The sequence below is a fragment of the Amycolatopsis halotolerans genome (assembly GCF_042647905.1).
Lineage (GTDB): Bacteria > Actinomycetota > Actinomycetes > Mycobacteriales > Pseudonocardiaceae > Amycolatopsis > Amycolatopsis halotolerans.
The window spans coordinates 153,279-174,836 of record NZ_JBHRWI010000024.1 but is presented as its reverse complement, the minus strand read 5'-3'; the positions used below and the strand labels follow the sequence as shown (position 1 = coordinate 174,836).

Annotated in this window: 18 protein-coding genes; 12 read left to right on the top strand and 6 right to left on the bottom strand. The window is 68.1% G+C overall.

Going from position 1 to position 21,558, the window contains the following annotated elements; translation table 11 throughout:
* The first annotated feature begins 149 nt into the window (after window positions 1-149).
* The 9 genes from ACFORO_RS21120 to ACFORO_RS21080 all read left to right on the top strand — a co-directional run bounded on the left by ACFORO_RS21120 (window position 150) and on the right by ACFORO_RS21080 (window position 13,046).
* On the top strand, window positions 150-1,685 hold the full coding sequence (locus ACFORO_RS21120) for an FG-GAP-like repeat-containing protein (protein ID WP_377873842.1): 1,536 nt from the start codon (window positions 150-152) through the stop codon (window positions 1,683-1,685).
* 27 nt (window positions 1,686-1,712) lie between these two features.
* Window positions 1,713-4,298, top strand: a complete 2,586-nt coding sequence (locus tag ACFORO_RS21115; RefSeq protein ID WP_377873841.1) for a lectin — start codon at window positions 1,713-1,715, stop codon at window positions 4,296-4,298.
* A gap of 311 nt (window positions 4,299-4,609) precedes the next feature.
* The gene (locus tag ACFORO_RS21110) at window positions 4,610-5,953 is read left to right on the top strand and encodes a serine hydrolase domain-containing protein (RefSeq protein WP_377873840.1); all 1,344 of its coding nucleotides are present in this window, start codon (window positions 4,610-4,612) and stop codon (window positions 5,951-5,953) included.
* A gap of 10 nt (window positions 5,954-5,963) precedes the next feature.
* Window positions 5,964-7,616, top strand: a complete 1,653-nt coding sequence (locus ACFORO_RS21105) for an ABC transporter substrate-binding protein (protein WP_377873839.1) — start codon at window positions 5,964-5,966, stop codon at window positions 7,614-7,616.
* Window positions 7,617-7,620: 4 nt separating this feature from the next.
* Window positions 7,621-8,586, top strand: coding sequence for an ABC transporter permease (locus tag ACFORO_RS21100; RefSeq protein ID WP_377873838.1), 966 nt, complete (start codon window positions 7,621-7,623; stop codon window positions 8,584-8,586).
* Complete coding sequence (locus ACFORO_RS21095; RefSeq protein WP_354740452.1) at window positions 8,583-9,512, top strand: ABC transporter permease; 930 nt, start codon at window positions 8,583-8,585, stop codon at window positions 9,510-9,512. The genes ACFORO_RS21100 and ACFORO_RS21095 overlap by 4 nt, the downstream gene beginning before the upstream one ends.
* Window positions 9,509-10,474 (top strand): ABC transporter ATP-binding protein, encoded by a 966-nt coding sequence (locus ACFORO_RS21090; RefSeq protein WP_377873837.1) that lies wholly within the window; start codon window positions 9,509-9,511, stop codon window positions 10,472-10,474. Before ACFORO_RS21095 ends, ACFORO_RS21090 begins: the two co-directional genes overlap by 4 nt.
* Complete coding sequence (locus tag ACFORO_RS21085) at window positions 10,471-11,454, top strand: ABC transporter ATP-binding protein (protein WP_377873836.1); 984 nt, start codon at window positions 10,471-10,473, stop codon at window positions 11,452-11,454. Before ACFORO_RS21090 ends, ACFORO_RS21085 begins: the two co-directional genes overlap by 4 nt.
* Before the next feature lie 32 nt (window positions 11,455-11,486).
* On the top strand, window positions 11,487-13,046 hold the full coding sequence (locus tag ACFORO_RS21080; protein ID WP_377873835.1) for an N-acyl-D-amino-acid deacylase family protein: 1,560 nt from the start codon (window positions 11,487-11,489) through the stop codon (window positions 13,044-13,046).
* Between the two features lie 19 nt (window positions 13,047-13,065).
* Here the strand turns inward: ACFORO_RS21080 and ACFORO_RS21075 are convergent, their stop codons facing one another.
* Window positions 13,066-14,634: a PucR family transcriptional regulator gene (locus tag ACFORO_RS21075; protein WP_377873834.1), complete on the bottom strand. Its 1,569-nt coding sequence runs from the start codon at window positions 14,632-14,634 to the stop codon at window positions 13,066-13,068.
* 92 nt (window positions 14,635-14,726) lie between these two features.
* Here ACFORO_RS21075 and ACFORO_RS21070 point away from each other — a divergent pair, with 92 nt between their 5' ends.
* From ACFORO_RS21070 to ACFORO_RS21060, 3 genes are read left to right on the top strand one after another with little or no spacing between them, the layout of a single operon-like run.
* On the top strand, window positions 14,727-15,581 hold the full coding sequence (locus ACFORO_RS21070; RefSeq protein WP_377873833.1) for a hypothetical protein: 855 nt from the start codon (window positions 14,727-14,729) through the stop codon (window positions 15,579-15,581).
* Window positions 15,578-16,687, top strand: coding sequence for an o-succinylbenzoate synthase (gene menC, locus ACFORO_RS21065; protein ID WP_377873832.1), 1,110 nt, complete (start codon window positions 15,578-15,580; stop codon window positions 16,685-16,687). The genes ACFORO_RS21070 and menC overlap by 4 nt, the downstream gene beginning before the upstream one ends.
* 23 nt (window positions 16,688-16,710) lie before the next feature.
* Complete coding sequence (locus ACFORO_RS21060) at window positions 16,711-17,820, top strand: serine hydrolase domain-containing protein (protein ID WP_377873831.1); 1,110 nt, start codon at window positions 16,711-16,713, stop codon at window positions 17,818-17,820.
* 52 nt (window positions 17,821-17,872) lie between these two features.
* On the opposite strand, the gene ACFORO_RS21055 is transcribed toward ACFORO_RS21060, so the two are convergent.
* From ACFORO_RS21055 to ACFORO_RS21035, 5 genes are all read right to left on the bottom strand, one after another.
* Entirely contained in the window at window positions 17,873-18,778 is a 906-nt protein-coding gene (locus ACFORO_RS21055; RefSeq protein ID WP_377873830.1) for a phosphotransferase, read from the bottom strand.
* Window positions 18,779-19,255 carry a hypothetical protein gene (locus tag ACFORO_RS21050; protein ID WP_377873829.1) on the bottom strand — a complete coding sequence of 159 codons (477 nt, stop codon included), beginning with the start codon at window positions 19,253-19,255 and terminating at the stop codon, window positions 18,779-18,781.
* Window positions 19,252-20,283: a DNA polymerase III subunit beta family protein gene (locus tag ACFORO_RS21045; protein ID WP_377873828.1), complete on the bottom strand. Its 1,032-nt coding sequence runs from the start codon at window positions 20,281-20,283 to the stop codon at window positions 19,252-19,254. Before ACFORO_RS21045 ends, ACFORO_RS21050 begins: the two co-directional genes overlap by 4 nt.
* A gap of 73 nt (window positions 20,284-20,356) precedes the next feature.
* Window positions 20,357-20,593: a hypothetical protein gene (locus ACFORO_RS21040; protein WP_377873827.1), complete on the bottom strand. Its 237-nt coding sequence runs from the start codon at window positions 20,591-20,593 to the stop codon at window positions 20,357-20,359.
* 102 nt (window positions 20,594-20,695) lie between these two features.
* On the bottom strand, window positions 20,696-21,541 hold the full coding sequence (locus ACFORO_RS21035) for a hypothetical protein (protein WP_377873826.1): 846 nt from the start codon (window positions 21,539-21,541) through the stop codon (window positions 20,696-20,698).
* Window positions 21,542-21,558 lie beyond the last annotated feature (17 nt).

Sequence of the window (21,558 nt, the reverse complement as noted above, 5' to 3'; positions counted from 1 at the left end):
TCTGACAAAGACATGTCTGGACCAGTCCGTTGACATGGTTGTCATCGCGGGCTGACCATGGTCTCGTCGCCGGAGCGCACGCCGGTTCCGGATTCGCCTCGCTCGCCTGAACGGGTTCCGTCCGCTTTGCCGTGCCGGAGGAAGCTGCCATGCCGCTTCGTCGATTTCTCGCTGTTTTCGTTCTCCTAGCCGCCGCTGCCGTACCGAGTCAAGCCGCCGAAGCGGCGCCGCTCGGCCAAGCGGTGCGGATCATGCCACTCGGCGACTCGATCACCGCAGGGGCGGGCAGCGCCACTGTGTCGTCCTATCGCGCTCCACTGTGGACAATGCTCTCCGGGGAATCCCGTTACTCGCCGCGGTTTGTCGGCACGCAGACCAACGGGAGCTTGCCCGATCCGGCCAACGAGGGCCACAGCGGTTACACGATCGACCAGATCACCGCGGGCATCGACGGCTGGCTCGCGTTCGACCGGCCCGACGTAGTGCTGCTGCACCTCGGCATCAACGACCTCGACCGCGGTATCGACGTGGCCAACGCGCCAGCCCGGCTGCACAGTCTGCTCGACCGGATTTACGCCGATCGGCCGAACGTCGCCGTCCTTTTGCTGGGGTTGATCCCGACGTCGGCGGGGTTGGAAAGCCGGGTCGCGGCGTTCAATTCCGCCGTGCGCGGCTTCGAGGCCGACGAAACCCAAGCCGGGCACCGATTCCGCTACGTCGAGCCGCCTGCGCTCACCTCGGGGGAAATGGTCGACCACTTGCATCCGAACGATGCCGGGTACCGGCGAATGGCGGAAAGCTTCTCCGGCGCGCTTGGGCAGGCGTACACCGGCGGCTTGTTCAGCGGACATCCTCCGCTCGGCGCGGGAACTGAATCCGGCGGTACCGGAAAGGTTCGCTGGGCCGATTTCGACGGCGACGGCCGCGCGGATTACCTAACGGTCGCGCAGAACGGCGCGGTCAGCGTTTATCTGAATCGCGGCGGTGACGGGCACGGCGGCTGGCAGTCGCTCGGGCAAACCGCCACCGGGCTCACCACGGATCCGGCGCGGGTCCGGTTCGCCGATTTCGACGGTGACGGCCGCGCCGACTATCTCCTGCTCGAACCGAACGGCGCGGTGGTCGTCTACCTCAACCGCGGCGGGGACGGGCACGGCGGCTGGCAGCCGCTGGGCCAGGTCGCGACCGGCACCACCGCCGACCCGGGTCGCGTCTGGTTCGCGGACTTCGACGGCGACGGTCGCGCCGACTACCTGACCATCGGGCAGAACGGCGCGGTCACCGCCTATCTCAACCGCGGCGGCGACGGTCGCGGCGGCTGGCTCGGCCGAGGCCAGGTCGCCGGTGGCACGACCACCGACGTGCGCAGCGTGCGCTTCGCCGACCTCGACGGCGACGGCCGGGCTGACTACGTGACGATCGCGCCGGGCGGTGCGGTCAACGCGTTCTTCAATCGCGGCGGCGACGAGCAAGGCGGCTGGTATTCGCGAGGCCAGGTGGCCACCGGCGTCACCACGGATTCCGGCGCCGTCGCCTTCGCCGATTTCACCGGCGGCGGCAATGCCGATTATATTCTCGCCGATAAATCCACCAACGCTGCTTCCGTCTATTCCTGGGAAGGCGGCGACGGACACGGAAGTTGGATCGACCGCGGCCGGGTCGCCAGCGGTGTGCCGATCAGCTGATCAAACCCCGATTGAAAAGGACGCGCGATGAAAGTTCGAGCGAGAGTGAGCTGCGCGCTGGCGACGGCCGTGACCGTCGCCGGATTGTGCTCCGGGCCAGCACAAGCGGCTGAACACCGAGCAGCGGCCGATCCGGCCAGTCTGGTCAACCCGTTCATCGGAACCACTAATCAGGCCAACGATTTTCCCGGTGCCGACGCCCCGTTCGGCATGGTCCAATGGAGTCCGGACACCAACTCCCGGCCACCCGGCGGCGGCTACGAGTACAACGATTCGACCATCACCGGCTTCAGCCTGACCCACATCGCGGGCCCCGGTTGTGGCGCGGCGGGCGACCTGCCGATCCTGCCTACCGTCGGCGGCGTGAACTCGTCCGCGAACGTGAACTTCCAGCACAGCAACGAATCCGCGTCCGCAGGGTATTACCGGGTCAAGCTTGACAACGGTGTCAATACCGAACTGACCGCCACCACGCGCAGCGGAATGGGCCGGTTCACCTTCCCGGCCGGAAACCAGTCGAACCTCGTGTTCAAAGTGGACGGAAGTCAGAACCCGTCCAGCAACGCGCAGTTCTCCGCCGTGTCGAACATCGAGGTGCGCGGTCAGGTCACCAGCGGCGCGTTCTGCGGCGCGGCCAACAGTTACACCGTCTACTTCGACCTGCTCTTCGACCGTCCCTTCTCGAGCAGCGGCAGCCGTTCAGTCACCTTCGACACCTCCGGAAACCAGGTGGTGCAGGCGAAAGTCGGCGTGAGCTACGTGTCGACCGCCAACGCGGCAGCGAACCGGGCGGCCGAGAATCCCGGCTGGGACTTCGACGGCACTCGCGCCGCCGCCGCGCGGGCGTGGAACGACCAGCTCGGCAAGATCAAGATCACCGGCGGGACGTCGGACCAGCAGACGATGTTCTACACCGCGCTGTACCACGCGCTGCTGCATCCCAACGTGATCAGTGACGTCAACCGCCAGTACCCGGGTTTCGACGGCAAACCGCACACAGTCGACGCGGGCCATGACGCGGTGTATGCCAACTACTCAGGCTGGGATATCTATCGCTCCCAGGCCCAGCTGGAAGCACTGCTGGCGCCGAAGGTCGCGTCCGATACCGCACAGTCCATGGTGGACGACTACCGGCAAACGGGGATCTTCCCCAAGTGGTCGGAAAACAACGGCGAGTCCTACGTGATGGTCGGCGACCCGGCCGCGGCCATCATCGCCGACTACTACGCCTTCGGTGCCCGCGACTTCGACACCGCCGACGCGCTCAAGGGACTAAGAGCGCAAGCGTCCAACCCGAACAACGACCGCCCAGGCCTGAACTACCTCGACAGCCTCGGCTACCTCCCGCACGACGGAAAATTCGGCTGCTGCAACGCTTACGGTCCCGCAGCGACCACTTTGGAATACAACACCGCGGACTTCGCGCTGTCCGCCTTCGCCGGCGCGCTCGGCGACACCGCCAACCAGCGCACGTACCGCAACCGCGCGCAGAGCTGGCGAAATCTGCTCAACCCGCAGTCCGGTTTCGTCCAGGCCCGCAACGCCGACGGCAACTGGCCGCTCGACTTCGACCCGACGAACGGCAAGAGCATGGTCGAGGGCACGTCGTTCATCTACACCGGCATGGTGCCGTTCGACCTGGCCGGACTGACCCGCGCCAAGGGCGGCCCGACCGTCATGAACCACTACCTGGACAACGTCTTGCGCACGTACGACGGCAACGACGGCCTCGCCTGGATGGGCAACGAGCCCAGCATCGAACTGCCCTGGGAGTACGACTACACCGGCGCGCCGTACCGGACGCAGGAGACGGTCCGGTCGATCCAGGGCAAGATCTGGCGCACCACCCCGGACGGTCTCGGCGGCGGCAACGACGACCTCGGCACGATGAGCGCCTGGTATGTCTGGTCCGCGCTCGGCATGTTCCCCGAGACCCCGGGCACCGCCGACCTCGCGCTGGGCTCGCCGGTCTTCAGCCAGGCCGTCGTCACGCTGCCGTCCGGCAAGACCCTCACCGTCAACGGCAACGGCGCGGCGGACAACGCGCCGTATGTCCAGGACGCCTCGTGGAATGGCGCGGGCTGGAACAAGGCGTACGCACCGGATATCAGCAACGGCGGCACGCTCAGCTTCACCCTCGGCACCACGGCCAACAAGGCCTGGGCTGCGGATCCGTCCGCCGCACCGCCGTCCTACCCGGGAGACAGCCCGGCACCGGCGAGCCCGCGAGTCGGCCCGATCGTCGCGGGAGTGTCGTCGAGCCTGTGCATCGACAACGCGTTCTCGAAGGTCACCGACGGCAACCCGATCCAGATTTACGGCTGCGATTCGACCTACGCGCAGGACTGGGTCGTCGGCACCGACCACACGCTGCGCGTCCACGGCAAGTGTCTCGACGCCGACAATTCCGGCACCACGAACGGCACCCGCATCCAGCTCTACACCTGCAACAACACCGGCGCCCAGCAGTGGGTCGAGGACAACGGTTCGCTGCGGAACCCGCACTCCGGGCTCTGCCTGGACGATCCGAACAGCAGCACCAAGGAGCTCACCCAGCTGCAGCTCTACACCTGCAACAACAGCCCCGCGCAGAAGTGGGCCCTGCCCCGCTGACCTGCCTGGTTGCCCGGGCCGCCGCCCCTCGACGGCGGCCCGGGCACCAATGCCGGACTTGAGGCGGCGCCGCGGCCGCGATGTGTGTCCTGGTCGCGGGGGTGGTGTGCGGTACGTGAGGGGAACCCTGAGGGAATCTGAGTCCCTCAGGGTTCCCCTCACGTACCTCAGCAAGTGCTTTGGCGACCGGCACAAGTCCCGGGCCGAATCTCTGGGCTCTCGTCCAAGGCTGCCGCGATCCGGCCGGATCGATACTGGCGCCCATCGACCCGCCGTGGTCGGGACACCGAGGTCCCGGAGGTTTTCAGCACATGACGCCGCCCCTGCCCCAGGCCTCGGACGAGGCGCTTCGCCAGGCCTGCCGCACCGCGTTGCACGAACGGTCCTTCGCCGCCGGGCTCTCGACGGCGGTCACCGGCCGCGACGGGATCCTCTTCTCCGGCGCGTTCGGACACGCCGATCTGGCCGCCGCCCAGCCGGCGACCGAGGACACGCTGTTCCAGATCGGCTCGATCTCCAAAGGCATGACCGCCGCGCTGCTGCTTCGAGCGCGCGACGCCGGGCTGGTCGACCTGGACCGTCCGGTGACCGAATACCTGCCGTGGTTCTCCGTCCGGTCCGCGCACGCGCCGATCACCGTGCGCCATCTGATGTCGCACACCGCCGGGATCATCGCGGGCACGGACGTCTCCGGCGACTCCGCCTTCGAGGTCTGGGCGCTGCGCGACACCGAGGCCACGACGCCACCGGGGACCTGGTTCCACTACTCGAACTCCGGGTACAAGGCGCTCGGGCTGGTGCTGGAAGCGATCTGCCAACGGCCGTACCAGGAACTTCTCGGCGACTTCCTGGCCGAACTGGGGATGTCGGCTGCCATTCCCGCGATCACCCACGAGATCCGGGCCCGCAGCGCCGTGGGATACGAACCGCGCTACGACGACCGCGTCCCGGCCCGTGAGGACGGCATCGTCCCGGCGACCTGGATCGAGACCGCCACCGCGGACGGCAGCGTCGTCTCGACCGCACGGGACATGACCGCCTGGCTGCGGCTGTTGATGAGCGGCGGATCGATGGTGGACGACCTCTGTACTCCCGCGATCCGGATGGACGAGGAAGACTGTTCGTACGGCCTCGGCATGATGGTCGGCGAGTTCGAGGGCCGCCCGCACGTCTGGCACACCGGCGGCATGATCGGCTACTACGCCGCGATCGCGTGCGATGTGGACGCTGGGATCGGGGCTGTCGTGCTGGCCAATGGCACGGGGCCGTGGCAGGAGACCGTCGTCCACCTGATCGCCGCGACGCGAGCCGCGCTTGCTGGCGCTTCGGTGCCGGAATTCGTTCTGCCGGAACGGGAACGTCCGGCGCTGCCGACTCCGGACGACCCGCCCGCACACTGGGCTGAGGTCGTCGGGCATTACCGCTGCCACAACCCCTGGCTGTCCAATTTGCACGTCTATGCCCACGACAACCGGCTGTGGGTGTCGATCACCGGCGGCCCGCCGGACGAACTGGTCCCGCTGCCGGACGGCTCTTTCCGCGTCGGCGAGGACGAACGGCTGCCGGAGCGGCTGAAGTTCGATGTCGTCCTCAATGGAGTCGCGGTTCGCGCCGACTACTCCGGATGCCCGCTCTACCGCACCTTCACGCCCTAGGCGGCCCTTGATGAGAAACCGTTTCCGCCGCGCGGCAGCGGCGTTGCTGGCCGTGGTACTGGCCGCGGGCGGCGTTGCCGCGTGCGGCCAGGCCGAGAGCGAGACCGCCGACGGCGGCGTCTTCCGCTTCGGCGCCAACCAGCCGATCGACTCGCTGAACCCGTTCGTTTCCGTGGTCAGCATGGCGTTTTCGGTGTTCGAGCAGATCTACCCGACGTTGGTGCAGCTCGACCCGAACGACCACTACGTCCCCGAATTCGCCACCGGCTGGAACACCTCCGAGGACGGCCAAACCTGGACTTTCCATACTCACCCCGGGGCCACCTGGTCCGACGGCGAGCCACTCACCGCCGCTGATGTCGCGTGGACGCTCAGCACGATCGCGAAATTCCAGGACGGCCCGACAGCGGGTCTCGCCAACTACGTGGTCAATCTCGACAGCGCGACCGCACCGGACGCGAACACCGTGGTGCTGCACTACGCCAACCCGGTCTCGAATGTCCTCAGCAGACTGATGAGCGTTCCGATCCTGCCCCGGCACATCTGGCAGAAGTACGCCGAGGGCAAGGGCGACGCGCTGACCACGTTCCCGAACACCGCGCCCATCGTGTCCGGCGGCCCGTTCGTCCTGGTCAAACACCAGCCGAAACAGGTCGCGCTGTTCAAGCGGAATCCCGCTTACTACGGTCCGAAACCGCAGATCGCCGGGTTCGGCATCCAGTTCTTCAGCACCGACGACGCGATGATCACCGCGTTGAAGAGCCATCAGCTCGATGCGGTGCAGAGCGTGCCGGCCACTTCAGTGGGCAATCTCGAATCGTCCGGGTTCGAGGTGCTTTCCTCGCCGGGCATGCGCTTCGACAGCATCACGGTCAACGCGAACCCGAAACAGCAAGCAGCACATCGGGAATTGACGAACCCGCTGGTGCGCGAAGCGCTCGACCACGCGGTCAACCGGGCCGAGATCGTGAAAACCTCGCTGCTCGGCCACGGCAAACCGGGCGGCGCGGTGATCGCGCCCGGAACAGCTGATTGGACAGACAACTCGATCAAGCCGCCGTCGTTCGACCTGGACCTGGCCAATCGGCTGCTCGACCAGGCCGGTTACCGGCGCGGGCCGGACGGTGTCCGGATCGCGGGCGATCATCCGATGGACTACCCGATCATCCTGCCGGAGGACACCTACAGCGGCGCCGGGCTGCGCTCGTTCCAGATCATCCGCGGCGATTTCGAGCGGATCGGCGTCCGGCTCGAACCGCGGCTGCTCGACAACGCCGCGGCCAACGAAGCGGCCATGGCGAACAAATCGCAGGACTTCGCCATGACCATGTGGGGGTGGAGCGGCGGCACCAGCGACCCGGACGACACACTCAACTACCTCACCTGTGCCAGCCAGGGAATCCTCAACGACACCGGCTACTGCAGCAAGGAATGGGACGACCTGTACGGCGAGCAGGGCGAGGCGATGAACCCCGCGGACCGGCACGACGTCGTGAACCGGATGCAGCAGCTGGCGGCACGCGAGCGTCCGCTGCTCGTGCTCGACTACCCGGACGCGATCGAGGCGCACTCGCCGTCCTGGACCGGCCTGACGCCGGTGGGCGGGGCCTCGTTCTCGTCGGAGTCGAAGCTCCCGCTGCTGTCCGTGCGAAAGGCGGGCTGACCCGATGCGCAGTCTCGACTATCTGCTCCGGCGCGGCGTTTTCACTGTGGTGACGATCTTTCTCACTGTCACCGCGAACTTCTTCCTCTTCCGGGTCCTGCCCGGCGACGCGGTGACCAACCTGTCCCGCGTGCCGCACGCGACCCCGGAACTGCAGCACGCGCTGATGGTCCGCTTCGGTCTCGACAAGTCCAAATGGGACCAATACCTGATCTACCTCAAGAACCTGCTGCACGGCGACCTCGGCGTTTCGTTCACCTATCAGCAGCCGGTGACCCATCTGCTGGTCGAGGACCTCAAGAACACCGTGCTGCTGGCCGGCGTCGGAACGCTCGGCGCGATCGTGCTCGGCATCCTCTCCGGGGTGATCGCGGCGTGGCGGCGCGATTCCGCGCTGGACCATCTCAACACCGGGCTCGCGACGCTCGTGTACTCGTTCCCGTCGCAATGGCTCGGGTTGGTATTGCTGATCCTGTTCGCCGGGATACTTCCGGCCGGCGGGATGTCGGACCTGTTCCTGTTCGACAGCCCGCCGTTCTGGCAGAACATCGGCGACGTGGCGAGTCATATGGTGCTGCCGACGGTCACGCTGATCCTCACCGCGTACGGCGGTTACACGCTGGTGGTGCGGTCCTCGATGCTGGAAACCCTCGGCGAGGACTACGTGCTCACCGCGCGCGCCAAAGGTCTTTCGGACCGGCGGGTGGTCTGGCAGCACGCGGTGCGGAACGCGATGCTGCCGATGGTCACCATGGTCGCGCTCGATCTCGGCTACGTCGTCGGCGGCGCGGTGCTGATCGAGGTGATCTTCAGCTGGCCGGGCATCGGCATGGCCACCTACACCGCGCTCAGCCAGCGCGATTACCCGATGGTGCAGGGCGGGTTCCTGCTCCTGACGGTGTCGGTGATCCTGCTGAACTTTCTCGCCGACCTGGTCTACTTCCGTCTTGATCGGAGAGTCAGCGCATGACCACTGCCGCCCCGGCCGAATTGCGCCGCACCGGTATCTTCCGAAAAGTACTGCGGGAGCACAAAACCGCGGTCGCCGGTCTCGTTATTCTCGGCCTTTTCGCAGTCTTGGCCGTTGTTTCGCCTTACCTCGCGCCATACAGCATCACTGAACGCTCCTGCGCGGTTTTCGAACCGCCGTCGGCGCACCATTGGCTGGGTTGCGACGACGGCGGCGTGGACATGCTGTCGCTGCTGATGCGCGGCGGGCAGACGTCGCTCGTCGTCGGATTCGCCGCGACGCTCGTCGCGATGCTGCTCGGCGGCACGGTCGGAATCCTGTCCGGGTATTTCGGCGGCTGGGTCGACGCGGTGCTGATGCGGATCACCGACGTGCTGCTGGTACTGCCGGATCTGGTGCTGGCCATGGTGATCGCCGCGGTGTGGGGGCCGAGCCTGTTCCACGTGATCCTGGTGATCGGCCTGCTGGAATGGACGACGACCGCGCGAATCGTGCGCGCGGAGGTGATGTCGCTGCGCGAACGGGCTTACGTCAAACGGGCACGCGGGCTCGGCGCGAGCAATACGCGGGTGATCGTGCGGCATATCCTGCCGCAAGCGGGACCGCTGCTGATCGCCAACACCGTGCTGACCGTTTCGGTCGCAATTTACTTGGAGACAGCGTTGGCATTTCTCGGTTTGGAAGACCCGAGTGTCACGACGTGGGGAACGATCCTGGAACACGCTTTCGCCCGCACCGCGATCAGTTCCGGGGCCTGGTGGGCCATCGTGCCGGACGGATTCGTGATCGCCGCGGTGAGCATCGGCTGCTTCCTGCTGGGCCGGGCGATCGAGGACGCGTTGAACCCGCGCCTCAAGGTTTCCCATCTGTCCGGCCGCCGGTGGCGAGTGCGGGTCCTGGCCGGAAGGGGAGCGGACGCCCGATGAATGTGGTGGAGTGCAATGATTTGCACGTGTGGTTCGACCTGCCGGGCGGCGGTCAGGTGCATCCGGTGAACGGGGTGAGCTTCTCGCTGGCCCCGAGCGAACGGTACGGGCTGGTCGGCGAATCCGGCTGCGGGAAGTCGACGACGATCCTGGCGTTGCTGGGCTTGCTGCCGCCGACCGCGACCGTGGCGGGCAGCGTTTCCATTGCCGGTACCGAGATTTTGGCCGGCGGCGAGGAATCCATGCGCGGGCATCGGTGGCGGGACATCGCGATGGTGTTCCAGGGCGCGATGAACGCGCTCAATCCGGTGAAGACGGTCGGCTGGCAGATCGCGGAACCTATGCGCGCCCACGGCATCGCCCGCCGGGCGAAAGCACGTGAGCGAGCGCGGGAACTGCTGGAACTGGTCGGTATTCCCGCTGCGGCGGCGGATCGGTACCCGCACGAGTTCTCCGGCGGCATGCGGCAACGGCTGTCGATCGCGATGGCGCTGGCCTGCGAGCCGAAGGTGCTGCTCGCCGACGAACCGACCACCGCGCTCGACGTGATGGTGCAGGCGCAGATCCTGGAACTGCTGACCTGGCTGACCGACGAACTCGGCATGGCGCTGGTCCTGGTCACCCACGACCTGCCGTTGGTGTCTCAATTCTGTCACCGGGCCGCGGTGATGTACGCCGGGAAGATGGTCGAAGAGGGCCCGGCGGATCAGCTGAGCTGGGAGTCGCAGCACCCCTACACTCGGCTGTTGTTCTCAGCGACGCCGGATCTCTACGGCGACGAACCGGTCGTCTCGATTCCGGGCGCTCCGCCGCGCCTTGACACCGAGATCGTCGGCTGCCCGTTCCGCCCGCGCTGCGATGTCCCGATGGACCGCTGCGCTGCCGAGTTGCCGCTGCTGACCACGGCCGGTCCGGGGCATCGGGCGGCGTGTTTCCGTACCGAGAGCGTGGTGACGGCATGACCGAGGCGCTGCTGGAGGTCGACGACCTCTCGATCCACTACCCGATGCGCCGCGGCGTCGCAGGTGCGCTGGCCCGGCGTCCGCGCAGCGTCGTGCACGCCGTGGACGGCATCAGCTTCCGGCTCGGACGCGGTGAGATGGTCGCCGTCGTCGGCGAGTCCGGCTGCGGGAAATCCACGACGGCGGCGGCGATCTGCGGCCTGATTCCCCCGACCGGCGGTACTGTCCGCCTGGAAGGCAACGCGATCACCGGACTGTCGGAACGCCGCTTGCGACCGATCCGGCGACGGGTCCAGATGATCTACCAGGACCCGTACGAATCGCTCGACCCGCTCTGCCGGGTGCGGGACATTCTTGCCGAGCCAATGCTGATCCACGGCGCCGGCGGGTCCAAAGAGGAACGGGCCGCGCTTGCCTCGGACGCACTGGAACGCAGCGGCCTCTCGCCAGCGGAAGCGTTCCTGGACCGCTACCCGCACGAACTGTCCGGCGGCCAGCGGCAACGCGTCGCCATCGCCGCCGCACTCGTGCTCGACCCGGACGTCCTGCTCGCCGACGAACCAGTGTCCATGTTGGACGTTTCGGTGCGCGCCGGTGTGCTGTCCCTTTTGGACACCTTGCGGAAGGACCAGGACACCGCGATCCTGATGATCACCCACGACCTGTCCACGGCCGCGCATTTCGCCGACCGGATCGTGGTGATGTACCTGGGCCGGATCGTCGAACAGGGACCGGCGCGGGAGGTCGTGCACAATCCGCGGCACCCTTACACGAAGGCGTTGCTGTCGGCGGTCCCGCGACGGGACCGGGATCAGCAGGCGAAACCGCGGCTGCTGACCGGCGAGACCCCGAACCCCGTCGACATCCCGCCCGGCTGCCGGTTCCGCTCGCGTTGCCCGGTCGGCACCGAGGACTGCGAACGCGCCGACCCGCCGCTGGTCGCGATCGGCGGCCACGAAACCGCATGTCTGTACGTCTGATTCTCCCTCGCGCGCCCAAGGAAAGGAACACGATGTCCGCCGATCTCGTCCTCCGAGGTGGCTCAGTACTCGACGGCACCGGAACCGCCGCCCGCCGCGCGGACGTGGCGATCACCGGGGACCGGATCGAAGCGGTCGGCGACGTCCGGGATCCCGACGCCCCGGTCCTGGACGCCGAAGGGTGCGTGGTGGCGCCGGGATTCATCAACGTGCTCAGCCACGCGTACGAAACCCTCCAGCTGGATCCGCGCGGACTGTCCGACATCTATCAGGGCATCACCACCGAGATCTTCGGCGAAGGCCGCTCGATGGGCCCGGTCACCGGCCGGATGACCGACCTCGTCGCCGCCGAACCGCCGCTGTTCGGCATGCGCACCAGTTGGCCCCGGCTCGACGACTTCCTGACCGACCTCAGCGGGGCCGGGTTGAACATCGGCAGCTTCGTCGGCGCGGAAAACCTCCGAATGCCCTTCGCCGGCAACGAAGACCGCCCGCTCACCGACGACGAACTGGCCGCCGCCTGTGCGTTGCTGGACGAGGAACTGGCGGCGGGCGCGCTCGGGGTGGGTTCGGCGTTGATCTACGCGCCGGGCAGCTACGCGTCCACCGAGGAGCTGATCGCGTACGCACGAGTGCTGGCGAAGCACGACGCGCTGTACATCTCGCACATCCGCGGGGAGTCGGACCGGCTGGTCGATTCGGTTGACGAGCTGATCCGGATCGCTCGGGAATCGTCCGCGCGGGCAGAGATATATCACCTGAAGGCATCCGGACAGCAGAACTGGCCGCTGCTGTCCACCGTGCTTGAGCGGGTCCAGCAGGCGCGCGCGGACGGTCTCGGCATCACCGCGGACATCTACCCGTATGACGCTGGTTCGACGTTCCTCTCCGCCTTCATCCCGCCGCGCTTCCACGAAGGCGGCGGGCTGGCCGCACGCCTAGCCGACCCGTCGAGCCGCGCGGAAATGAAAGCCGCCATCCGCGCGCCACGGCAGGACTGGGAGAACCTGTACCTCGGATCCGGTGGTGCGAAAGGGATCCTGTTGTTAAGCGGTGCGGTGCAGGGCCAAACCCTCGCCGAAGCGAGCCGTGGCGGAGACCCGCTCGACACCTTGCTGGACCTCGTCGCGGCGGAACCGACTCTGATGGTCGCCGAGTTCACCGCCTCGGAGGCGGACACGCGACGTGCACTGAAACAGCCGTGGGTTTCAGTGTGCACAGACTCCGAGGCGATCGCGGCGGAGGCACCGTTCACGGATACGTCCATCCATCCCCGGACGTACGGCGCCTTCGCACGAGTGCTCGGCCCCTGGGTCCGGGACGGCGTGCTGCCGCTGGAAGAAGCGGTGCGGCGGATGACCAGCCTGCCCGCCGCGAACCTGCGCCTGACCGACCGCGGCGTGCTGCGGCCCGGTGCGTTCGCTGATGTGACGGTGTTCGATCCAGCGGCGGTGCGGGACAACGCGACCTACCTGGACCCGCACCGGTACGCCGACGGGATGCGCCACGTGCTGGTGAACGGCCAGCCCGCGCTGCGGGACGGGAAGCCGACCGGGGTGCTGGCCGGGCGAGCTGTGCGGCGGGGGTCGTGAGTGGCATCGCCACTCACGACTACCACCCCAGCTGATCACCCAGCCGCAACCGCAACCACAGCACCAGCCGCTCGTCCGGATCGGCCAGATCGAACCCGAAGATCTCCTCCGCCCGCGACAGCCGATACCGGATCGTGTTGGGATGCACCGACAACCGAGCCGACGCGGCCGCGATGTCGCCGTTCGTATCGAGATAAGCCAGGATCGTCGGCGCATACGTCGTCCCGTGCTCGACATCGTGCGCCCGCACGGCCGGACCCAACCGCCGGGGCAACGCGGCGTCCCCGGCCAGGATCTGCGCCAGCACCGACAGCGTCGCCCCGGCCCAGACCTCCTCGATCGCCGCCACCTGGCACGGCTCCGGTGCGGTCCGTCGCTCCGCCAGCGTCCGGAGGACGAGATCCGCGTCGGCCCGCGACGAGGCGATCGACCGGAGCCCGGGGACCGTCGAGCCGAGCCCGGCTTGCACCGGCATCCGCAGCGCGCCGTGTGCTCGCCGGGCGATGTCGGCGACCAGATCGCGATGCGCATTCGGCAGCAGCGCGTAGACGGTCCCGTCGATCAGCGCGCACCCGTGCTTTCCGTAGTGGGCCTCGCAGTGCAGGCTCACCAGATCGGCCAGCCGCGTCGCCGCGTGAGCAGCCAGCACGTCTTCAGGATCGGTGACGGTGAACGCGGCGACCGCGACCGGGGCGTCCGGGTCCAAGCCGAGTTGCGGGGCGGCGGCGGTGACGCTGCTCGGGTCGGCCAGCAGGCGTTGTAGCAGGTCAGCGCGCCGACGGCGGACGACGTCGACCGCGGTGCGCGCGGCCAGCAGATGCAGCGCGGCGATCTCGGCGGCGTTGAACAGCGCCTGCTCGGCCGTCTCGTCGAGACTGTCGTCGGCGTCGACCACCCAGATCGAGCCGAGCATCTCGCTGCCCGCCCGCACCGCGACGCCGAGCCGCGGCAGCCCGCCGGGGAGCGAGGGAAAGCGGCAGGTCTGCCGCACCCGCGCGAGTTCGCGGTACTGGTCGTCGTAGAAAACCGGCACCTCCGGCACTTGCAGCCCGAGGATGCCCTGGCGGCGGCCGTCGTCGATGGGCTGGCCCGGCAGCGTCGAGTACGCCAGGATCCGCCGGTGGGGATCTTCGATGGTGGTCGCGCCGCCGACCATCCCGGCGATGGCGTTGGCCAGCGCGAACAGATCGCCGGCAGCCGGCGCGCCGGGCGTGCGCACAGCGGGGGCGAGCGCCGAGGAGATCATCGCCTCGAGGTGGTGCCAGGGCACGGCCTCGTCGGCGGCGAGCAGCACGACCCCGGCGTCGCGCGCGGCGTCGGACAGTTCGGTGAGGGGTTCGCCGAAGCTTTTCACCACCAGCGCCGCGTATCCCACGGCCGAGTTGAGGAGATCTTTCGCTTCGGCCGGATCGGCCCCGACCGCGAGCAGGATCGTGTCTTGCCCCGGCGGTGCGCCGCTGCGCCGCTCGTGGATGAGCACCCCGGACACCGGCACCGGCCGGTCCGGCAGCGGGCTGGCCGGCTGCAGCAGCGAAGCGCCGAGCGCGTCGAGGACCTGCCCGAGATCGGGGACCTCCGGATCGAGCATCTTCACCTCTTTAGCCAGACGCACAAAACATCCGCGGAATCTCTGGACCGGCATTGCACGCACCCGGACGATCCGGCCGCGAGGCTGTCAGCATGCACGTTCCACCAGGCGCACCCGCGACCGTACTCCCTCCGGCCCCGGACGCGGCCGTCTCGACCGCCCTGCGCGCCGCGACCCGGGCCGGCGTCCGGATCCGGCTGGCCGAAGACGTCCGGACGCTCGAAGCGGTGTCGCGATTTCTCGCTCAGGTGTGGCAGACGCCGGAATCCCACGCTCCGTTCGGCGCGGACGCCCTGCGCGCCGTCGTCCACGCGGGCGGCGCGGTGCACTACACGGCTGATGACGCCGGTATCCAGGCGGCGTCGGCGCTCATTTTCTGCCCGCCGGTGACGCGCGCGGTTTATTCGCTGATCGCCGCAGCGCGCGCGAGCGACCGCGGGGTGGGCTTCGCGCTCAAGCAGGCTCAGCGGGTGTGGGCGCTCGACCAGGGTGCGGAGACGATGGTCTGGACCTTTGATCCGCTGGTGAGCCGCAACGCGCATTTCAACCTGGCGAAGCTCGGCGCGCGCGGAACCGAGTACACAGTGGACTTCTACGGCCAGATCGAGGACGGCGTCAACGGAGCGGACGAAACCGACCGGTTCACCGCGGTGTGGCCGCTGCGGGAACCGAATCCGGTCCGGCTTTCCGGCCCGGACCTGACGACCGCGGAGATCGACCCGCGCCGCGCCCCCGACGGCGAACCGTTCCTGGTCCGCGACGGCTCCGGGTATTGGTGCCGGGTCCCGGCCGACATCGTGGGCCTGCGCCGCCTGAACGCGCGGCTGGCCGCCGAGTGGCGCTACGCGATCCGGGACGCTTTCGTCCCGCTGATCGCCGAGGGCTGCACGGCGACCGGGTTCAGCCGATCCGGCTGGTATCACCTGACCGAAGGGGAGCGGGCGTGAAAATCGAACGGATCGACCTGATCGAGGTCAGCCTCCCGCTCGTCCGTCCATTTCGGACCTCGTGCTCGGTGGACACCGAACGCAACACCCTTCTGTTGCACGTGGTGACCGACGTCAGCGAGGGCTGGGCAGAGTTCGGCGGAGACCCGGAACCGGTGTACAGCCCGGAATTCGCCGTCGGAGCCGAACGGATCCTGCGGGATCATCTCGTCCCGCGCGTGACTGCCCTGCCGCACTTGACCGCCGCCCGGGTCGCGGGCGCGATGGCTCCGGTCAAGGGCAATCCGCTGGCGAAAGCCCTGCTCGAAACCGCGGTCCTCGACGCCGAATGCCGCGCCTACGCGATGCCGTTGTCGACTTATCTCGGCGGCGTGCGCGATCGGATCAGGGCTGGAGTTTCCGTCGGAATCACCGACACTGTCCCGGAATTGATCGACACCGTCGCCGGTTATCTGGCCGAGGGATACGTCCGGATCAAGCTGAAGATCGAACCCGGCTGGGACCTCGAACCCGTGCGCGCCGTCCGTGCCGAGTTCGGCCCGGACCTGGTGTTGCAGGCCGACGCGAACACCGCCTACTCCCTCGCCGACGCCGACCACCTGCGCCGACTGGACGAGTTCGGCCTGGTCCAGCTCGAACAGCCGCTCCCCGCGGACGACCTCGGCGGCCATGTCGAACTCGCGAAGCTCCTGCGCACTCCGCTCTGCCTGGACGAATCGATCTGCTCCGCCCGCGACGCCGCGTTCGCGATCCGGCTGGGAGCGTGCCGGATCATCAATGTCAAACCCAGCCGCGTCGGCGGATACCTCGAAGCGCGGCGAATCCACGACGTGTGCGCCGCGCACGGAATCCCGGTGTGGTGCGGCGGAATGCTCGAAACCGGCATCGGCCGCGCGCAGAACCTCGCCCTCGCCGCACTGCCCGGTTTCGTGCTGCCGAATGACATCTCCGCGTCGAGCCGGTACTACGCCACCGATCTCACCGCGCCGTTCGAACTCGAAGACGGTTGTCTGTCCATTCCAGACGGTCCGGGCGGCGGCGTCGCTGTCGATCCGGCCGCGCTGAAACGGCACACCGTCGCTTCGCAAACGCTCTTCGCAGTCTGAAGATTCCAGCAGAAGGAGACGACATGCGAGCTTGGACCAGCGCCGCCGCGGCGGTGGCGGTAACCGCGGCATTGATGGTCGCGCCGACGACCACGGCCTCAGCGGCCGCGTGCTCCGCCAAACCCATCCAAACCGCGCTGGACGGCCTGAAAAAGGTCGGTCTCCCCGGAATCGTCCTGACCGTGCAGAGCCCGGATTGCGGCCTGTGGAAAGGCGGCGTCGGAAAGTCCGATGTCGAGTCCGGCCGCGCGATCACCGGCGACGAACACTCCAGAATCGGCAGCGACACGAAAACCTGGACCGCGGTAGTCGTGCTGCAATTGGTCGCCGAGGGCAAAATCAGCCTGAACGAAACCGTTGATCACTACCTGCCCGGCCTGATCCGCACCGCCCGCTACGACGGCCGCAAGATCACCGTCCGGCAGCTGCTGCAGCAGACGAGCGGCCTGCCGGACTACCTGGACTCGCCGTTCTGGGAGGACGATCAAGCGCATCGGTGGGAGCACTTCGACCCGATCCAGACCGTCAAACAGGCGCTTTCGCTTGCCCCGCCGGACCGCGCCCCGTCCGGTTTCGCGTACTCCAACACGAACTACAACCTGGCGGGCATGGTGGTCGCGAAGGTGACCGGCCGCGGCATCGGCACCGAACTCACCGAACGGATCATCAAACCGCTCTGCCTGGACGAAACCTATTGGCCCGGCGACGAAACCACGATCGACGAACCGGACCTGCGGTCGTACACCGACGGCGTCGACACCACGGAATGGAACGTCTCCGAAGCCGACGCCTCCGGCGAATTGATCTCCACCGGCGCGGACACGACGAAATTCTGGACCTCGCTGCTCGGCGGAAAACTGCTGCCCGCTGCCTTGCTGACCGAAATGAAAAAGACCGTCCTTGACGACGGCGGCGAGGGATACGGCCTAGGCCTGCAGCGGTACGAACTGACGCCGAACTTCCCGACCTGGGGCCACAGCGGCGGCATGGCCAGCGGCCACGACTTCCGCAACGCGGTGACCGAGGACGGAAAGCGGTCGGTGACAGTGTTTATTGACACGGCGGACTATTCGAAAGCCCAGTCGGACCGGATAGACGCGATCGTGGGCGCACTGGTCCGCGACATCAGGTAACGCCTCCGGGCGGTTGCGGCGTCCCCCAGCGCGGCAACCGCCCGGATCCCACTCAGGCGTTCGCGAGGCGAAGACGCTCAGCAGCCTGCTCCCGAAGCGCCGCACCGCAAATCGGCGGATCTCCATACAGCGCTTCCCACCGGGCGTTGTGCGCCGCAGGCCACAAGCTCGCCGCCCACGCGACTTCCTGTTCGGCTACGGAGAACCGGCGGCCTCGGAAGTCCTGATAGGACTCCAAAAATGCTGCGGAGCTCTCGATCGGTGCCAGCGTCGGCGGGGTAGTGCTCGGGAACATCCCGCTCGCTGCTCCCGCCAGGGCTGCTTCCGGTTGCCACGCCAGGCTGTCCCAGTCGTGTACCGTCCAGCCCTCACTGGTATCCCAGCGGAGGTTTTGCGCTTCGAAATCACCGTGGCCGAGGACGTTCGGCAGATCGGCGGCGAGCAGTCGGCGGCGGGCCCGGTCCGCGGTCTTGGCGACCTCCTCGGGTACGGAGCGCTGGTCTCGTCCGTCCAGGAAGTCGATCGCTGGCCATAGGCCGGGGTCGGCGTGATCCCAGCGCAACCAGCGCGGGTTCGGCAGCGGCGGCTTGACGGCGATCCCGTCGAGGGTGGCCAGCAGCAGGGCGAATAGCTCGGCATAACGCGCGGCAACGTCCGGCGAGTCCCCGGGTACGACGTCTCCGCCCGGGCGGTATTCCTCGGCGTGCACGGCTAGAGAGCCGACCATGACGGCCGGGGCCAGCGGTCGTGCGCAGGGAAAGCCGCGCTCAGCCAGTTGGGTTTGCGCGGCGACGCAAGCGAGGGCGCGGCCGTCGTCCGGACGGGCCTTGACCACGACTTTCCGGCCGTCTTCGAGGCGCAGGCCGTGCACTGTCGAGACCTGGCGTGCCTCGAACAGCACGTCGACCGGTGCGGTGCCGAGGTGCGTGCGGCACCAATCCGAGAGCCATGGTTCCAACTATTCGACTCCCGGTGCCGTCGTGCGTCGTTCGGTCGACCGGCGTTCGATCGCCTCCGCGACCCCGTCGATCGCCCGTCGGATGATCGCACCGTACTCGTCGTCGGCGAGCGCGTCCTGTCGTTTTCGCGCTGCCGCGATCTGCTCCGTCGCCGCGGAGAACGAGCCGAGGCGGCGGAAGTTGTCGGCCAGGTTCAGGTGGAGCGACGGGTAGAAGCCTTCGATCCGAAGCCCGGCGTCGTGCGCTCGCACCTGCTCGTCGGTCACTGTCGCGGCGGCGTCCAGGGCTCTGACATCCCACACCAATGCCTCTGCCGGGTCCGTGAACAGATCTGCTTGGTAGTGGGCGAGAACGCAGCGGTAGAACGGATCTCCGCCCGGTCCGATCTCGTCCCACAGCTCCTGCAGCCGCGCCCGCGCGGCGTCCGTGTCGCCCGCTCGGCCCTGCGTCACCGCGGAGGTGATTTCGGTCATCATTCGGCATTTCCTTTCACTGGCATGGCAAGCGTGGTGAGGTCGCCGTCGTCGGCTGAGCGCACGACGACCGGCAGGTGCGGGGCCGCGACGTCCAGCATCACGTCCGGACCGACCGCGGTGCTGATCGCCGGGTGGAGCGTGCTCACGGCGAAGGAGAGCGAGATCGGCGGGCCAGTGACGTCCGCGGGGATGGATTCGGTTCCCACCCTGACGGCTGCGGGCGATAGGTCCAACTGGACTTGCGGGGCGTATTGGCGTTCCAGACAGGCCAAGAGCGCGTTGCGGGATATCACCGCCCGAGTAAGCACTTCTGGCAGCGAAGCCAGCATCAGCCGATAGTCCGGGAATTCGTCGGCGACAGTGCGGCAGGTTCGTGTTGCATCGTCGCCTTGGAAGCGGAGCTCCTCGTCCCGGACGCTCAGCCGCAGCTCGTGCTGACGGCGCGTCCACGGCATCGCGAGGCGCAGGTCGTCGGCGTCGATGGTCGCGGTCCAGGTGGACGCACTCGGCTCGGCCGGGACGAGCGTGCGGGTCGAGAGGCGGTACCGGTCGGTGGCGGTCAGCACGATCGCCTCCGGAGAGACCTCGAGGTGCGCGCCGTTGAGCACCGGCAGGTCCGGCGACGTCGCGGTCAGCACCTGCTCGACGGCAGCGGTGAACACCGGCCCGGTGAACTGGACCGACGGTGCCGACGCCGTCGAGCTCAGCGTGGCCTTCACTGCCGCGGCCGTTTCCCGGGCCTGCTGCACCTGAGACACCAACCCGGCGACGTGGTCGTCGATGATCCGCGACGCCTCGGCCGGTTCCGCGGCGAGGACCGCGCCGACCCGTTCCAGCGGAAGGCCGATCTCCCGCAACCGCCGGACGAGCAGCGCGGCCGACACCTGGCCGGGGGAGTAGTAGCGGTAGCCGGATTCCTCGTCGACCCGGATCGGTCGCACGAGGCCGGAATCGGCGTAGAAGCGCAGCGCGCTGGCGGTGAGGCCGCAGCGGCGGGCGAACGCACCAATGGTGAGCAGGTCGGACACCTGCCCATCATCGGGCTTCAAGCAGCTTGAAGGTCAACCCGGAGCGCTTGACCACGAGATTTCCCCGATTGTGCTAGTACGGACAGACGAGCGACCCGATCGAGGAGGCAGCGCTGTGCGGCGCGATGGCGGCCGAGATCGCGCTGTCGGTCGAGGGCACCATCTCCGCCGGACGGCTGGCGGCCGGCTGCTCACCGTGCGCGACCTTGCCGCGCGGCTGCTCACCGTGCGCGACCTCGCCGCGCGGCTCGAAGTGAGCCCGGTGCCCGCCAACGCCGCCTGCCGGACCCTGCCGCAACCGTGGTCTCATCGCAGCCGCCGGTCGCGCTGGGACGCGCGTGCTCGAACGCACCGCGCCGACGAACCGCACTCTCGGCGCCCCGGCCAGGCCAACGCTGGCCCGATCCGTGAGCTAGGCCAAGGCGAGTGCGTCGTCGATCGTCGCGTCCAGGAAGTCGAGGGTGTCACGTCGTCGCGCCAGGGGATTCCGGTAGCTGCGCCGGCCTTCCGCGCCTTCGGTGCGCAGGCTCAAGCTCTCCGCGATGATGCGCTGCCACCGCTCGTCGAATTCCCTTGCCGCATAACGGCCCGCGCCGCACTTGGACGTCATCTCCCCGGTGGCCAGCAAGTGGTGCAGTCGGCTCACCCCGAGCACTGCCCACACCGGAAACCACGGGCTCATTCCGATCGCGAGCGACAACGTACTGGCGCGCCGGTTCTTCTCCCACCACGGCCGCCAATAACGGCTCAGGTTGTCGACAGTGAACGCGCGCAAGGCATCCTGGTCCGCCCAAATGTCCGCATCGGACGGTTCCGGTCCACGCAGCGCGATCCCGCGGCTGGCGAGTTCGCAGAACATCACCGGGTTGAGACCGTCGCGACCCGACTCGGTGAACCGGTTTTCCTGCGCGCACGGAACGTCCGGGCAGGCATCCGGTCCGGCGGCGAGGTCGGCCCAGGTGAGCACGGCTCCGTCGAAATGCGGTTTCGGGAACTGGGCGACCGTCGTGCCATGCGCCAGCGCCAGCGCCAGCGCCTCGATCTCGCCAGGTTCCGCGCGTCGGTCAGCGACCGCGACGAAGTCGATGTCGCTGGACGTGCTCAGCCGTCCGCGTCCGGCGCCGCGGGCGTGGAAGTCGCCGAAGCAGACCGAGCCGACCAGGTAGAAGCCGGTGACCAGCCCCGGTGCGACTCGGTCCACTGTGGACAGGAACAGCGTGGTGCTTCGGCGGACTTCCTCGGGTATCTCAGCGGGCACGCCTGCCACGTTACCGA